Origin of the sequence: Catalinimonas locisalis, from assembly GCF_038039535.1 — a bacterium.
In the GTDB taxonomy this organism is placed as follows: domain Bacteria; phylum Bacteroidota; class Bacteroidia; order Cytophagales; family Cyclobacteriaceae; genus Catalinimonas.
Map to the genome: position 1 here is coordinate 96,809 of NZ_JBBPHP010000008.1, position 14,708 is coordinate 111,516.

The window sequence follows — 14,708 nt, forward strand, 5'->3', positions numbered from 1 at the left end:
AATGACTAATGGAAGAATGGATCATAAGCGAAAGAGAACCAATATATTTGAAATATTACTCCTTGCATTGCTCAGCACTTCTCTAATTAACTGTCAGTCTTCGGAAAATGTACAGGAATCTGAAGATTCAAATTCACAACCCAACGTCATTTTCATCATCACCGATGACCAAGGTTATGGCGATGTAGGGGCGCATGGTAATCCCTGGATCAAAACACCAAACATGGATGCACTGCATGCACAAAGTACCCGCTTCACCAATTTTCATGTGGGTACTACTTGCGCGCCTACCCGTTCTGGTATCATGACAGGCTTACACTGCAACAGAGTAGGAGTGTGGCATACGATCATCGGAAGGTCACTGCTGAAAGAAGGCTTTCCGACCATGGCGGAGATTTTTCAGGACAACGGATATCGTACTGGTATTTTTGGCAAATGGCATCTGGGCGATAACTATCCCTTCCGACCACAGGATAATGGGTTTGAAGAAGTACTTGTGCATGGGGGAGGGGGAGTGGGCCAGACGCCTGACTACTGGAACAATGATTATTTCGACGATACTTATTTCCATAACGGCAGGCCGCAAAAATATGAAGGCTATTGTACAGATGTTTGGTTCGGAGAGGCCATGCGATTTGTAGAAGCAAATAAAGATCAACCTTTCTTTTGTTACATCAGCACCAATGCACCCCATAGCCCTTTCCATGTTCCCCGGTCTTACATAGATATGTATGCTAACAATCCTGACATACCCAATCCTAACTTTTACGGGATGATCAGCAATATTGATGATAATATCGGTTTACTGGAGGAGAAGTTAAAAGAGCTAGGATTACGAGAAAATACAGTACTGGTTTTCATGACAGATAATGGAACTTCAGCCGGTGTTAATCTTGATCAGCAAGGGTTTTCGGTTGAAGGTTATAATGCGGGGATGCGAGGAAAAAAAGGTTCGCCCTTTGATGGTGGGCATAGAGTTCCTTTGTTCATTCGCTGGCCGGAGGGCAATGTACCCGAAGGAAAAAATATTGAAGAAATTACGGCTTATACGGATGTTTTACCCACGCTGATAGAATTATGTGGTCTGGATATGGAGGCTGCGCGTGTCACATCTGATAATTTTCATGGAAAGAGTCTGATGAGCCTGATCATGGAAGATGAGCCGACCTGGGAAGAACGGACATTAGTGACCGATACGCAACGGGAAGAGATGCTGCAAAAAGGAAAAGACGCTGCCGTGATGACCAATCGCTGGCGGCTGGTCTATGATACGCTTCTCTTTGATATGGAGAATGATCCCGGTCAGTCTCAGAATGTAATTGATCAATACCCTGAGATAGCCACCAAACTAAGAGAAGATTATGAAGCCTGGTGGAAAGAAGTGAGTAAGGATGCCGGGCAATATCCACGCATCATTATTGGAGATGAAAATGCTGACCCTCTTACTTTGACCTGCCACGACTTTCATCCTACCGAGGAAGGTTATCCTGCCTGGAATCAGGAGCTTATTCGTAATGCTAAAAACAATCAGGGATTCTGGGCGCTGGAAGTGGCAGAAGCTGGTAACTACCGTATTGAAATAAGCCGATGGCCAAAAGAAGTGGGAGCCAAATTAAGTGGCTCTGTTCCCAAAGGTGACGAAATACCCGGAGGAGAAGCATACTCTGAAGGGAAAATCTTGCCCATCACCGAAGCGGGAATACAAATAGCTGAGCAGGAAATGAGTATTCCTGTAGGTGATGATCAATCACTGGTTACTTTTGAGCTTAATTTGCCCGCTGGAAATACAGAATTAATCTCCTGGTATAAGGATCAGCAAGGCAATTCTTACGGTGGTTATTATGTGTACATCACTAAATTATAAGTTCATGTACTTCACCAACTTTTAACCTTCAACTTTAAACCAAAATGAATATCCAGTTTTTTTGTCCCCGCTGGGGCAGTGAAGATTTGCCATACGAAGCATTTTTTGAAAATGTAAAGGCTGCCGGATACGATGGGGTAGAAATGTCTTTGCCTTTGGATGAAGATAAAAGAGACGAGATTGTGGACCTAATGCATCGGTATCAGCTTTTATTCATCGGTCAGCACTGGGAATGCACTTTGTCACCCACCGAAACCTATGAAGCGGATTATGAAAAATATCTGCGAAATCTAGCTGCGGCAAACCCGCTTTTCATTAATTCCCAGAGTGGAAAAGACTATTTTACTAAGGAGCATAACATACAAATAATACGATTAGCCGCTCAGATTGCTGAGGAAACAGGAGTGAAAATCGTTCATGAAACTCATCGTGGAAAATTCTCTTTCGCCATCGGGATGATGCCTTATTATCTGGAAACCTTGCCTGACTTACGACTTTGTGCGGACTTTTCGCACTGGTGTGTAGTTTCAGAGTCACTTCTGGAAGCTCCTGAACAGATAGCTATGCTGAGTGATGTGTTTCCCCGAGTGGATCATATCCACGCCCGTATTGGCTTTCAACAGGCTCCTCAGGTTTCTGAGCCTAAAGCTCCTGAATTTCAGGAAGCCTTGGAGAAACATCTGTCGTGGTGGGATAGTATTGTAAAACTCAAAACCGAGCAAGCCCAAGAGCGCTTGACGATTACCCCTGAGTTTGGTCCGGCTCCATACATGCCGCAACTGCCATTGGTAAAGGAACCACTCACCAATCAGTGGGAAGCAAACCGTTACATGATGGATTTACTCAAAGAACGATATACTACTTAATGAGATGCCAGCATCTGGCTGCTTTCCTGATAAGCCTGATAGATCTGGGTACCAAGTTTATGCGCTTCCTTCTCCCAGGGCCTGTGGTGATGAGCAATGTATTTGGCATTCAGACATTCTTCCCCATTCCAACTAAAAAGTGTGTCTCCACACTTGACGAGTTTGCCTTTTATAAACTGCTGGGCATGCACCATCTCATGAGCAAGGGTATAAAACTGATAATTACGGTCCTCTCTCTTGCTGATAATGATATGAACCTGATGTCCACCACCCAAATGCTGCACATTTTGATACAGAGTATAGCCACTGTTAATTTTAGAAACTTTGTCACTAAAGCTGATGACAATTAGTACATCATCTTCAAAGCCAAAAATATCTGCATAGTGCTTTGCCTGAAGCATAATTTCCTCAGGTTTATGATCATTCTTGACAATTATCGTGGCTTGGGCCAGACTTGTGTGTACTGCTAAAAGTAAAATTATGTAAGTCAATAATAGGGTTCGCATTTCATGAGTGTTTATTATTTTCACTTTCTCTATGCTCAAGAGTCCAGAGGTGATACTAAGAAATGCCAGCAGTGTACCACGATTATAAACAATTGGTAAACAGTCGTTTGTGAAGATTATGAAATTAGCATACTGCCCGATCGTGGACAATTTTATCCGATGGCGTACAAGTGGTTTAGCCCAAAGCTATAGGCTATACAATAGAAGAGTTGCTCCGCAATACGCTAGCTAAAGCAATGCCCACTGAAATATTGGACTTTTTATAGTGTAGCTGTGTACAGAAGGCTTAGTTTCTGGGCAAACCTGCTTTATCTATTAAGGCGTGAAAAAAAAATTTGAAAAAAAATAAAATAATGGGTTACATCCTGGCTATTGTAACTACTAACTATAAAAATATGAAATTCTCATAGTTAATTAAACTTCGTAGGTAGAGCTAGATTGCTGAAGCAAATAGCTGGTTCGCATGTGGCGGGCCAGCTATTTTTATTTTTTTGCTTACCTTAAGCAACCCCTCCTTCAATTCGCTTGTATAGATCAAAAATAAAAGCCTAGACGTGAGTGATGGTACGCTACAGACGCTAATCACTGGTTGCCTGAAAGGTAAAAGAAAAAGCCAGGAAAAATTATACCAGAGGTTTTATGCCTACGGTATGAGTGTTTGTTTGCGCTACACTGATACTGAAGAAGAAGCCATAGAAGTGTTAAATGATGGTTTTATGAAGGTCTTTACCAAACTGGAAACTTTTGACCAACAGAAGCCTTTTCAGTCCTGGTTTAGAAGAATACTGATTAATACCTCTATTAATCACTATCACAAGAATGAAAAGCATAAACATCATCAACCCATTGAAAAAGGTGCTCAGGTTGCAGATGAGCGCAGCATACTGAGTCAGCTTTCATATGAAGAGATGATTAGACTGATACAAGACTTATCACCGGTTTATCGTACTGTCTTTAACTTATACGTTATTGATGGTTATACTCATGAGGAGATTTCTAAAGCATTGCAAATTTCTGTAGGAGCTTCCAAGTCCAACCTATTCAGGGCCAGGGCAAATTTGCGTGTGATGTTGAAAGAAAATAGCAAAGTAGCATGCAAGGTATGAGCGACAACGAATTTGATGCTTTGTTTAAAAAAGCTGCCGATAATCTGGAGGTACCCTACAACCCCATGGGATGGAAAGGTATGCAAGCTCGCCTCAACAAAGCCGGAGGAGGATATTGGAAAACCTTCAGGAAGGGGCTATCTGGATTAGCAATATTGTTTATGCTTTTGGGCACAGCCTGGTGGATAAGTGAAGGGAAGAATGCAGAAGCAGAGCTGACAAGGAAAATAGAATTAAGCGCGGCACATCAGGTCGTCTCAGCGAAGGAGTTACGTATAGTGCCACCGGCACCAGTACCGGCTGAAGGTAAAGCAGAGATGCAGGAACGTGTAAATCATGAGGGGAGAGCGGTAATAGAAAGTTCTGAAACTGGAGGGGAACAATCAACTTTTGAACCCAATACCAGTACAACGTCATCTAAAGAGACTAAAGCAAAGGCAGATTTTACAGGCCTTACCCTGGAAGATTTTGATAAATCCGAAGCCATTCATTTGCTGAATGCCAATGGATTAGCGCAGGACAAATGGGAAATGCCAAAGCAAACTATGAGCCTGATAGAAGTGCCTCAAGCAGAACTAGAAAAAGAAGATGTTATAAAACAGAAATTAGCAAATCGTTGGGGCATAAGCTTTGCAGTTTCCCCTGATCTTAGTGGAGTTGGTTTTCAAGATATTCATAACGTAAGCACCAAAGCAGCTATTCAACTAGAATTTTTTGTCTTACCAAATCTAAGTGTTAGCAGTGGAGCTATTTTCGCCAACAAGGTGTATTCGGCTTCCCCTGATGATTACCAGCTAAAGTATCAGTACAAAAACCCTCTCGTTGGCATCAATGGTCAGTGTAAGGTTCTGGACATTCTTCTGAATCTAAAGTGGTATGCACTGAGCGGAGCTAAAAGCAGATTCTTTTTCAGCGGAGGTCTTTCATCCTATATGATGTTGACTGAGGATTATGAGTATGTATACAAAGAAAGTGGTAAGTATTACAGCAGAAATTATGGATACCAGCATGAGAACAATCATTTGTTTAAAGTAGCCAATTTTTCGCTGGGTTACGAGCGAGCTTTGGGTAAGCAATGGGCTATGCAGGTAGAACCTTTTGTAAAGCTTCCGCTGGCAGGTGTAGGAGAAGGGAGTCTTAAACTGTCTACCCTGGGCACATTTTTATCAGTCCATTATCGCTGGGGAACTCGCTAATTAAAGTCATTTAAAATACCACATATAAGTGGATCTAGGCTACGGATAATCCGGGGCGCTTGCCCCGGAATATCTTCACCTGTCAATATTTGGACTTATTCCTATTATATAGAAGCAGTAACGCTGCTCAACCAATTGTGTGTGAAACTAACCTCTGATGCTATGAAGTACATCAACTATTTTTTCGTCCTGCTATTTTGTGGCTTTTTGCTTTCATGCGAAGAAGATGAAGAAGGCGTAAGCTGCCCCGATAATTTCACTTTGAGCACTACAAATGTTACAGACGCTAGCTGCGAAGCAGAAAATGGCGCAATAAGTGTATCGGCAAATGGTGCGCAGGGGGCGGTAGGCTATCGTTTAGATGGTGGAAATAGCCAACCTGAAAATACTTTTTCCGATCTCGCTTCCGGTACTTACCAGATTACTGCTGAAGATGCCGAAGGCTGCACTACCAGCCTGACAGTGACTGTAGAAAATGTGGAGGCGACGATCAGTGCCCAGGCTAGCAGTACCAACTCAGAATGTGGGCAGGCAGAAGGCGCTCTGATGATAGAAGCCAATGGCGGCGCAACCCCTTATACCTACAGCCTGGATGGAGAAAACTTCCAGGCTGACAGCGAATTTACTGATCTGGAACCAGGAGACTACACAGTGACCGTTCAGGATGTAAATGGCTGTATGACTGAGCTTACCACCAGTGTGGAAGCAGAGATATCATTCAGTGCCCGTATCAGTGACATCATCAGTACCAATTGTGCCGTGAGTGGCTGCCATGTAGCAGGCAGTGGCCTTCCTGATTTTACCGATAAACAAACAATACTGAATAGGGCAGGAGCCATAAAGACACGAACCAGTTCAGGAGCAATGCCTCCTCCAAGTTCAGGGCAGTCACTTACCGATGAACAGGTAGAAGCTATCGCCTGCTGGGTAGATAGTGGGGCTCCTGATAATTAATTGTCAACACAAACAAAAATTAGTAAACGTATGAAAAACATGATGATATGCATTTTATGCATAATGGTGATGGCCTGTGCCAGCGACAATGAAGAAGATATGTTCGGAGAAGCGCCTTGCGGTGAAGAAGAAGTATCGCTGGCAGATGAAATTCAGCCAATAGTTAGTGCCAACTGTGCTCTATCAGGCTGCCACAGTGGAGCACAATCACCTAACCTAAGTACAACACAAAATATTATCAATAACGCTTCGCGCATCAGGTCGGTGACTCAGAGTGGGGCTATGCCTCCTGCTTCATCGGGTAAAGACCTGACTGATGCCCAGATACAGACCATCGCCTGCTGGGTAGATAGTGGAGCACCAAACAATTAATTTCTTATGAAATATTTTTTAATCCTTACCGTAGTTTTTTGCGTCCATGCTATCCCGGACACTTATGCCCAAAAGTACAGGCTTTCTTCCAGCGAGGTATCCTTCTTTTCGGAGGCACCCATGGAAGACATAGAAGCCCATAATACAGAAAGCAGAAGTATTTTTGATGCATCCACTGGAGATATTGCTTTTGTAGTACCTATCAAAGGCTTTGAATTTGAGAAGTCTCTCATGCAGGAGCACTTTAATGAAAACTACATGGAGTCCGATAAATACCCCAACGCAAAATTTGAAGGTAAACTGGAAGGCTATGAGGCTGGTAAGTCTGTACAGCAGGTTACTGCCAAAGGGCAAATGACCATACATGGTGTAACACATGAAATTGAAATTCCTGGAACAGTCAAAAACAATAGCTCAGGTATAAGTATGCAGGCTTCCTTTCCTATCAAAGTAGCAGATTATGACATAAAGATCCCCAAAATAGTCTTTTACAACATTGCAGAAGAAGTAGAAGTAAGTGTTAATTTCCAATACCAAACCAATGATCCATAAAACCATATTTTTTATCACCCTTTTGATTTCGGTATATGGTACTCTCAGCGCTCAGGGCCTGATGGACGAGCTTGAAAAAGAAGAGGATAGCCTGAATATTCAAACGGTAGAAGAGGCTACTTTTAAAGGAAACAGGCTCATCAACGGCCATAGTGTAGAAACCGATGGGAAGGGGCAACTTACTTTTTTGATCTCCCACCGCTTCGGCAGGATCAATGGGGGAGCTTACGAGTTTTTTGGTCTGGACGAATCTAACATTCGTCTTGGTTTGGAGTATGGTGTTACTGACCGTTTAAGTATTGGTATCGGGCGTAGCTCTTTTGAGAAAGTAATTGATGGTTTTGTCAAATATCAACTTTTACAGCAGCAAAGTGGTGCGCGTGAAGTACCACTTACGATCACTGCTTTTACCAGTATGGCTATCAATACGCTTAGAAACGAAAATCCAGAGCGTGAACTACAGTTCAAATCTAGGGTTGACTATACCTATCAGTTGTTGATGGCCAGGAAATTCAGCAGTAACCTCTCGCTTCAGCTTATGCCTACACTGGTACATCGTAACCTGGTGGCTACTGCAGATATGGACAATAATCTGTTTGCTCTTGGAGTTGGAGGTCGTTACAAACTCACAAACAGGCTTGCATTGAATGTGGAATACTACTATCGCATCAATGCGGAGGCAGAAGAAAGCATATATTACAATCCGATCGCAATCGGCTTTGATATTGAAACTGGTGGGCACGTGTTTCAGCTACATTTTACCAATGCCCAGGCGATGATAGAAGAAGGTTTTATCACTGAAACTACCGGCAACTTTTTTTCCGGAGATATTCATTTTGGTTTCAACATCTCACGCGTGTTTCAATTGAAGTGATAGAAGAGCTTTTTAATAATTAAGGTTTATCTTTAACCTCTTTAGAAAAACCTTGTTGAAATGCAGCTTAAATTTATTCAACTTTTATCTGTAGTGGCTTCACTCTGGGCGCTTACTTTTTCCTGTACACCTGTTACCTCGGAAAGCAGTTCGGAAAATGAAACTTCAGAGGCTGTAACGGAACTACGCGTCATGGTCTATAATGTGCATCATTGTAATCCTCCCTCTGAAGCTGATAAAATTGATGTGGAAGCCATCGCTGAGACTATCCGTGAGCAGAATCCCGACCTGGTCGCTTTGCAGGAGATAGATGTGATGACGGGCAGATCAGGCAAGAATGATCAGGCCAAGATGCTGGCAGATCATTTAGAAATGTATTACTATTTTGGCAAAGCCATTGACCATGATGGAGGAGAATATGGGGTAGCCATCTTATCTCGCTTTCCGATTTCTAAAAAACAAACGTATCCTTTACCTACTCAAGAGGGTACCGGTGGTGAGCCTAGAGTACTGGCTACTGTTAAAGTGCAACTGCCTGATGGAAAGAGCTTAAGATTTGGCTCCACTCATCTGGATGCACAAAAAGAAAATACCAACCGTCTGTTGCAGATCAGGAAGATCGGTGAACTTGTGTCTGATGAAGAGCTTCCCATAGTCATTGCCGGAGATTTCAACGCCCCGCCACAATCGGAAGTCATTGAAATTTTAGACCAGCATTTTCAAAGAACCTGTAAAGACTGTGCTCCTACCATTCCTGTACTTAAACCTACCAAAGCCATTGACTTTATTGCATTTCGCCCTAAGGCTTCGTTTGAAGTACTACAGCATCAAGTAGTGTCTGAAACCTACGCTTCTGATCATCTTCCGGTAATCGCAGTACTTCGCTTAGTGACTCCGTAACTCAGTACTTGATTTTATAGTGCAACTATTCTTGTAAAAAGCGCATTTCAATAGGTGTGATATAATTTGCTGAGATTATATTCGTATTTTTGCTAGCACCTAACCTGACTTTATCTCATGAAAAATATATGGATTTACTTGTTCTTATGGGTAATATGCCTGGAAAATGATCTTTTCGCGCAGAAACCCAACCTTCCTGATGATTTCTTACCTATGGATTTTCATGCTGAGCGCCGTGAAGCTTTGCGTGCTAAAATGCCCTCTAATTCGGTAGCAGTATTTTTTGCCAATCCGGTGCGTAACCGGGCCAATGATGTGAACTATATGTATCATCAGGACCCTAACTTTTATTACCTCACCGGGCACAGGGAACCTCATTCGGTGCTGATGATATTTAAGGAAAAACAGCTCATACACGAGCAATCATTTAATGAAATCATCTTTGTAAGAGGGCATGACGCTTTAAAAGAACTGTACGATGGTGGTCGCTTAGGAAAAGAAGGAGCAAAAGAAGAACTGGAATTTGAAGTAGCGTTTGAAGGAGGGGATTTTCAGGAATACAACATTGACTTTTCTAGGTTTGACAAAGTGCTCTTCTACGACTTCCATGATGATGTACGTGATACCAAAGAGAAAGGCGACCTCTATGATCTGATAGCTTCTTTTAAGCAGAAAATTAATTATCCGGATAAAAAAGAACTTACCATAGAACCAGAGCCCAGTCAGAATAATCTGGATACCAAAACCCTGGATAGCCTGATGAGTGAACTTAGAGGAATTAAAACCCAGGAAGAAATAGATCTCCTGCGAAAAGCCGTTAAAATATCTGCACTTGGTCAGGTAGAAGTGATGAAAGCTATGCATCCCGGCATGTCGGAACTGGAAGTACAAGGCATGCATGAGTTCATTTACAAAAAGTACCAGGCCGAGTACGAAGGCTATCCCAGTATTGTAGGGGCAGGGCATAATGGATGTGTGTTGCACTACATTGAAAATTATAAACCCGAAATAGAAGACGGAGAGCTAATTCTGATGGACCTGGGGGCAGAGTATCATGGTTATACTGCTGATGTGACCCGCACTATTCCTGTAAATGGCAAATTTACAGAAGAGCAGAAAATCATTTATGACCTGGTATATGAAGCGCAGGAAGCGGCAATGGCGATCTGTAAAGAGGGTACTACGTTTAAAGAAATTTATGCTGCCACTGCCAAAGTAATTAATGAGGGCTTGGTGGAATTAGGCATTTACGAAAGTCTGGAAAAAGAAGATATCATCAATCCTGCCACTGGTCGTAACCGCTATTACCCTCACGGATGCACCCATCATATTGGTCTGGATGTACATGACCTGGGTGAATATGATACACTGCAGGCAGGGATGGTTGTGACGATTGAACCAGGTATTTATATCCCCGAAGGAAGTCCTTGTGATCCCAAATGGTGGAATATACCGGTACGCATTGAAGATGATTTTCTCATTACCGAAGATGGCTACGAATTGCTTTCTGATCTGGCACCTCGTAAGGCAGAAGAAATAGAAGCAATGATGGCCAAACCAAGCCCTTTTGATGCTATTGAGCTTCCCCAAATCGAGTAAGGTCTGATGATTTTCATGGTAAGTTATATTTATTCTTAGAATAAGTGTAAAAGTTGGTATTGTAACTTCCAGTAAGACTGTTTTTTCCATAAATCCCTCATTTTTGGGGATTTTTTGTTTGCCTGAATTCTTGAATTTGTCGTTAAAACATACTTATTTTAAGTATATTTTATTAACCTTATTACCTTCCCTATTATGAGTTATTTACAGAAAACCAAAGAATTGCATGCCATGCTGGATCAGGGAAAAGATCTGGAGGCTTTAGACATCTATTTTCATTCGGATATGAAGGCCATTGAAAAACCAAATGGAGAAGTCCGTCAAGGGATTGAAGCACAAAAAAAGGCAGTACATGAGTGGTTAGAAATGGTGCAGGAATTTCACGGTGGAGGGACCAATGCCATTACTGCTAATGAAGAGGAAGGCGTTAGTATGGCGGAAAGCTGGATGGAAATAAGTTTTAAAGGTGCACCTGTTCCTATGAAAATGGAAGAGATTATCGTATACCGTTGGGAGGGAGACAAAATTAAAGAAATGAGTTTCTATTATCATAACGCTCAGTTGAATGCCCAACAGGCAGCGTCCATCTAGTAATTGTTGCAAATCAAAAAAAGGCTGTGTACACAATTGCACAGCCTTTTTATATTGATTTCCTAACTACTTAACTTACTCTCACAATTATAGCTCTTTGGATGCATATAGTTCTCCCTCTTCTGTAAAATAAACAACCGCGGGATTATTATCATCATGGCTTATCTGTAACTGATATACTTTATCAGGAAACTGATCACCAATATACATCTCTAATGATTGATCTTCTAAGTACTTATCTAATGCTACTCCACTCAGGATATAAGCTTCCGCTACTTTAGCATTTTTAAAATCACTGTTTTTCAATCCCTCATGTACTTCCTGAGGAATTTGAGTAGTATCTATTTTCTCTACTCCTTCACCCTCAATCATTTCCTGCTGGTCTTGCGTTTGAGGTTGGTCCTGAGCCTGTAAAGTGGCAAATGAAGCAACTGCAATTCCAAGTGTTAATAATAGCTTTTTCATAATTATAGTATTTTATTTATTTCCAATCTATTTGATGTATACAGTGTAAATATAAAGCCAATCTAATTGAATATGAGTTAAAATACTGAAAGTCAGTTTTTTATATAAAATAGCTATCTGCTTTTATCAAATAATTCGGGTAAATAAGTCAACACATATGTAGAGTTATTATACATAAACTGGGAAAAGAGAGGGGGAAGTAAACTATTTTCAGAATTGAAAATAAAAAAGCTATGCCTGGTGAGGCATAGCTTCAGATAAGTATCTTTATTTGACTTTTTTACAACTCCAGATCTTTGGTAGCATATATCTGTCCGTCTTCAGTATAATATATGATTGCTGAAGGTTTCTCGTCTTTTGTAAGATTCAAAACATAAAGCTTTTCAGGCGGAAGCTTATTCATATAGTATTCCATAGCTTCCTGTCCTACTACAGTGGTTAGCGCGTCGCCGCTAAGGATATATGCTTCATTAATATTGGCATCCTGATAATCTCCGGTTTCAAACCTTTTGACAACATCCTCAGGAATTTCGTTGATATCAATATATTCAATACCTTCTCCTTCCACTTTCTTCTGTTCCTCATCTTGTGCTTGTACACTTAATAAAGTAGCGATAGCAAGCGTAAATGTTATGGCTAACTTTTTCATAGTCTATATATTTTTAGGATTTTATTGATGATAATACTTTAAATACTATGAAAAAACTACGCCATAATACATGAAAATAAATTAATGCACTGATTTTCAGTTAGTTACTCATAGTTTTTGAAATAAATAGTCAATGCGACTGTGTAGAATTTGTAACACTTTTGTACAATATAATACTAGAAACACTGATCTTACGCCTGAAAATGACTGCTGGATGACCTTATTCACTTAGCCTCCAGCCACGATTGCCTCATTTGTACTGCTTCTTTTGAAGGCTTTTCATCTTTTTGTTCCATCAGTAAAGTAGCATAGGTCGGATCTGCTTTCAGTTCCATGCTTGCCTTTCTGGCTTTTCCATATCTTTCAAAGCTTAGCTCTACTGTTTGTCCTACTGAGAAGGTGCTGACCAGCTTGTTGAAATCTTCAACTTCTGTGAGTAGAGTATCTCCAATGGATATAATAGCATCTCCCTGATTTAATCCTGCTTCATAGGCAGGGCTGCCTTCTGTAGGGTTAGTAGCGATGATCCCTCTTCCACCCTGCATCTGTACATAAGCCCCAAAATAGGGAACTTCAGGATTGACCTGCTCAAAAGCTACTCCTACACTGGCAAGGAGGATATTGTAGTCGGGCATCTGGCTGTCAAAGATATATTGACTGAAAAATGTATGAGCAAACTCAGCACTGGTATACTCTGCTAAGGTAGATTGCAGATCCCTGACGGTGTAGGGCTGTTCAAACACTCCGTACTTTTCCCAGACCGCTTGCATATAGCCATCCAGCGTAAGGTCGCCTTCCAGCTTTCTGAGGGATAGATCCAGTGCCAGGCCCAGCACACTGCCATAAGTATAGTAGGAGATAAAAGTATTTTCCCGGTTTACTGGATCAACGGAACGGGCAGCGTCCACAAAGGGAGCCTGGTAACTCATCTCAATAGGTGTAAAGTACTGTAATGCCGGAGAGTTCCACACATAATTGAGACTACCGGCCAGACCATTAATATACTGTTCCTGACTGATCAGGCCTGCCCGACACAAGATCAATGTAGTATAATAGCTGGTAAAGCCTTCAGCAAACCATAGCTCGCCCGACATATTGGCTTCTTCGTAATCAAAAGGTTTAAGCGTAATAGGGCGAATTCTTTCTACATTCCAGGCATGAAAAAATTCGTGGGAAACTGTACCAATATTTCCCTCCATACCTCCTTGGGCCAGGCTTCGGGTGCTGGTAAGGATCGTAGAGTTACGATGCTCCATGCCATCGCCGGAAGCATTAGGCATGTAACAGGCCAGAAAAGTGTATTCTCCATAATCAAAGTCTGGCAGAGTACCGTAAACTGCCTTTTCCTGCTGTACTACTTTCTTTACTTTCTCAAAATACTGATCCAGTTCCGCTTCCGTACCCTGATGGTGCAGCACTAGGCGGATGTTGTAGGGCTTTCCATTAGACTCTTCCTGAAACTCACGGAGTTGGTAATTGCTAATCTCAGTTGGGCTATCCATAAAGTAATCCTGGTTGGGAGCATAGTACAGGTTATCACCCAAATCTTTAAGCTGGGTGGCTACTTTCCAGTTGAGGTCTTCCCGCACATTGAACTTGACTTGCACTGGCCGTTGTGCCAGGGCAGGGGCATACATAAAAGTAGCCGGAATATTGAGGTGCGCATGCGTTTCATCTACCTGCGAATAGGTCCCATCGCCCCGGTTGGCAAAAAGAGTGTAACTCAGCACCACCGTTCCATCATGCCCGCTGATATTCCACTGATGTGGATTAGGACGGCTGACTTCCAATGCTTCGCCCTGACTATCTACCGCTTTGACGTCATACACATTCTTGGCAAACTCATGCAGGGCATAGCGCCCGGGAGAGGTGCGGCTCATGCGGACCTCTAATACTTTGTTCTCCAGGTGGGTAAAGGTGGCTTTGATCTCAGCTTCATGATGTACCGCATTAGGAAAAGAAATCTCATAAGCATTATGACTTTGGGCAAAAGCAGCAGGAAGGCACAGCAATACAAGCAGGCAGGCAATGGAAATAACTCTCATAAGTGTAGTGTGGGTTGGCAGTAAAACTAGAACTGCGAAAATAAAGATAATTCCGAACTATATCTAACTTAGAAAGTGGACGCACGCGCTAAAAGCTGGATGTTGCAAACGCGCGCCGGTTAAGTCCGACAGTATCTAGCGCGCGTTTGTAACGCGTGCTTATCTGCTT

General features: G+C 42.0%; 15 protein-coding genes. 11 read left to right on the plus strand and 4 right to left on the minus strand.

Annotation, left to right across the window (positions count from 1 at the left end; all coding sequences use genetic code 11):
• The first annotated feature begins 16 nt into the window (after positions 1–16).
• Both WJR50_RS12725 and WJR50_RS12730 read left to right on the plus strand, forming a co-directional pair.
• Positions 17–1,864 carry an arylsulfatase gene (locus WJR50_RS12725; protein ID WP_341293663.1) on the plus strand — a complete coding sequence of 616 codons (1,848 nt, stop codon included), beginning with the start codon at positions 17–19 and terminating at the stop codon, positions 1,862–1,864.
• 44 nt (positions 1,865–1,908) lie between these two features.
• Positions 1,909–2,730 carry a sugar phosphate isomerase/epimerase family protein gene (locus WJR50_RS12730; protein WP_341293664.1) on the plus strand — a complete coding sequence of 274 codons (822 nt, stop codon included), beginning with the start codon at positions 1,909–1,911 and terminating at the stop codon, positions 2,728–2,730.
• Here WJR50_RS12730 and WJR50_RS12735 read toward each other — a convergent pair.
• Positions 2,727–3,236 (minus strand): hypothetical protein, encoded by a 510-nt coding sequence (locus WJR50_RS12735; protein WP_341293665.1) that lies wholly within the window; start codon positions 3,234–3,236, stop codon positions 2,727–2,729. The genes WJR50_RS12730 and WJR50_RS12735 overlap by 4 nt on opposite strands.
• 554 nt (positions 3,237–3,790) lie before the next feature.
• On the opposite strand from WJR50_RS12735, the gene WJR50_RS12740 reads away from it, so the two are divergent.
• The 9 genes from WJR50_RS12740 (at position 3,791) to WJR50_RS12780 (ending at position 11,380) form a co-directional block, all read left to right on the plus strand.
• Positions 3,791–4,342 carry an RNA polymerase sigma factor gene (locus WJR50_RS12740; protein ID WP_341293666.1) on the plus strand — a complete coding sequence of 184 codons (552 nt, stop codon included), beginning with the start codon at positions 3,791–3,793 and terminating at the stop codon, positions 4,340–4,342.
• Complete coding sequence (locus WJR50_RS12745) at positions 4,339–5,538, plus strand: hypothetical protein (protein WP_341293667.1); 1,200 nt, start codon at positions 4,339–4,341, stop codon at positions 5,536–5,538. Before WJR50_RS12740 ends, WJR50_RS12745 begins: the two co-directional genes overlap by 4 nt.
• A gap of 162 nt (positions 5,539–5,700) precedes the next feature.
• Complete coding sequence (locus tag WJR50_RS12750; protein ID WP_341293668.1) at positions 5,701–6,492, plus strand: c-type cytochrome; 792 nt, start codon at positions 5,701–5,703, stop codon at positions 6,490–6,492.
• Positions 6,493–6,531: 39 nt separating this feature from the next.
• Entirely contained in the window at positions 6,532–6,864 is a 333-nt protein-coding gene (locus WJR50_RS12755; RefSeq protein WP_341293669.1) for a c-type cytochrome, read from the plus strand.
• A 6-nt stretch (positions 6,865–6,870) separates the two neighbouring features.
• A complete protein-coding gene (locus WJR50_RS12760) occupies positions 6,871–7,416 on the plus strand; it encodes a YceI family protein (protein ID WP_341293670.1) in 546 nt (181 codons plus the stop codon).
• Positions 7,406–8,290: a DUF5777 family beta-barrel protein gene (locus WJR50_RS12765; RefSeq protein ID WP_341293671.1), complete on the plus strand. Its 885-nt coding sequence runs from the start codon at positions 7,406–7,408 to the stop codon at positions 8,288–8,290. The genes WJR50_RS12760 and WJR50_RS12765 overlap by 11 nt, the downstream gene beginning before the upstream one ends.
• 60 nt (positions 8,291–8,350) lie before the next feature.
• Positions 8,351–9,190: an endonuclease/exonuclease/phosphatase family protein gene (locus WJR50_RS12770; protein ID WP_341293672.1), complete on the plus strand. Its 840-nt coding sequence runs from the start codon at positions 8,351–8,353 to the stop codon at positions 9,188–9,190.
• A gap of 117 nt (positions 9,191–9,307) precedes the next feature.
• On the plus strand, positions 9,308–10,789 hold the full coding sequence (locus WJR50_RS12775; protein ID WP_341293673.1) for an aminopeptidase P N-terminal domain-containing protein: 1,482 nt from the start codon (positions 9,308–9,310) through the stop codon (positions 10,787–10,789).
• Positions 10,790–10,984: 195 nt separating this feature from the next.
• Positions 10,985–11,380, plus strand: coding sequence for a SnoaL-like domain-containing protein (locus tag WJR50_RS12780; protein ID WP_341293674.1), 396 nt, complete (start codon positions 10,985–10,987; stop codon positions 11,378–11,380).
• An 87-nt stretch (positions 11,381–11,467) separates the two neighbouring features.
• Here WJR50_RS12780 and WJR50_RS12785 read toward each other — a convergent pair whose 3' ends face one another.
• From WJR50_RS12785 to WJR50_RS12795, 3 genes are all read right to left on the minus strand, one after another.
• The gene (locus tag WJR50_RS12785) at positions 11,468–11,845 is read right to left on the minus strand and encodes a hypothetical protein (protein ID WP_341293675.1); all 378 of its coding nucleotides are present in this window, start codon (positions 11,843–11,845) and stop codon (positions 11,468–11,470) included.
• A gap of 280 nt (positions 11,846–12,125) precedes the next feature.
• Positions 12,126–12,494 (minus strand): hypothetical protein, encoded by a 369-nt coding sequence (locus WJR50_RS12790; RefSeq protein WP_341293676.1) that lies wholly within the window; start codon positions 12,492–12,494, stop codon positions 12,126–12,128.
• A gap of 224 nt (positions 12,495–12,718) precedes the next feature.
• Positions 12,719–14,539 (minus strand): M61 family metallopeptidase, encoded by a 1,821-nt coding sequence (locus WJR50_RS12795; RefSeq protein ID WP_341293677.1) that lies wholly within the window; start codon positions 14,537–14,539, stop codon positions 12,719–12,721.
• Positions 14,540–14,708: the final 169 nt, after the last annotated feature.

Excerpts from the sequence above, each read along its gene's own strand:
- WJR50_RS12725 (WP_341293663.1), top strand. The coding sequence starts at position 17 with ATGGATCATAAGCGAAAGAGAACCAATATATTTGAAATATTACTCCTT.
- WJR50_RS12730 (WP_341293664.1), top strand. The coding sequence starts at position 1,909 with ATGAATATCCAGTTTTTTTGTCCCCGCTGGGGCAGTGAAGATTTGCCA.
- WJR50_RS12735 (WP_341293665.1), bottom strand. The coding sequence starts at position 3,236 with ATGCGAACCCTATTATTGACTTACATAATTTTACTTTTAGCAGTACAC.
- WJR50_RS12745 (WP_341293667.1), top strand. The coding sequence starts at position 4,339 with ATGAGCGACAACGAATTTGATGCTTTGTTTAAAAAAGCTGCCGATAAT.
- WJR50_RS12750 (WP_341293668.1), top strand. The coding sequence starts at position 5,701 with ATGAAGTACATCAACTATTTTTTCGTCCTGCTATTTTGTGGCTTTTTG.
- WJR50_RS12755 (WP_341293669.1), top strand. The coding sequence starts at position 6,532 with ATGATGATATGCATTTTATGCATAATGGTGATGGCCTGTGCCAGCGAC.
- WJR50_RS12760 (WP_341293670.1), top strand. The coding sequence starts at position 6,871 with ATGAAATATTTTTTAATCCTTACCGTAGTTTTTTGCGTCCATGCTATC.
- WJR50_RS12765 (WP_341293671.1), top strand. The coding sequence starts at position 7,406 with ATGATCCATAAAACCATATTTTTTATCACCCTTTTGATTTCGGTATAT.
- WJR50_RS12770 (WP_341293672.1), top strand. The coding sequence starts at position 8,351 with ATGCAGCTTAAATTTATTCAACTTTTATCTGTAGTGGCTTCACTCTGG.
- WJR50_RS12775 (WP_341293673.1), top strand. The coding sequence starts at position 9,308 with ATGAAAAATATATGGATTTACTTGTTCTTATGGGTAATATGCCTGGAA.
- WJR50_RS12780 (WP_341293674.1), top strand. The coding sequence starts at position 10,985 with ATGAGTTATTTACAGAAAACCAAAGAATTGCATGCCATGCTGGATCAG.
- WJR50_RS12785 (WP_341293675.1), bottom strand. The coding sequence starts at position 11,845 with ATGAAAAAGCTATTATTAACACTTGGAATTGCAGTTGCTTCATTTGCC.
- WJR50_RS12790 (WP_341293676.1), bottom strand. The coding sequence starts at position 12,494 with ATGAAAAAGTTAGCCATAACATTTACGCTTGCTATCGCTACTTTATTA.
- WJR50_RS12795 (WP_341293677.1), bottom strand. The coding sequence starts at position 14,539 with ATGAGAGTTATTTCCATTGCCTGCCTGCTTGTATTGCTGTGCCTTCCT.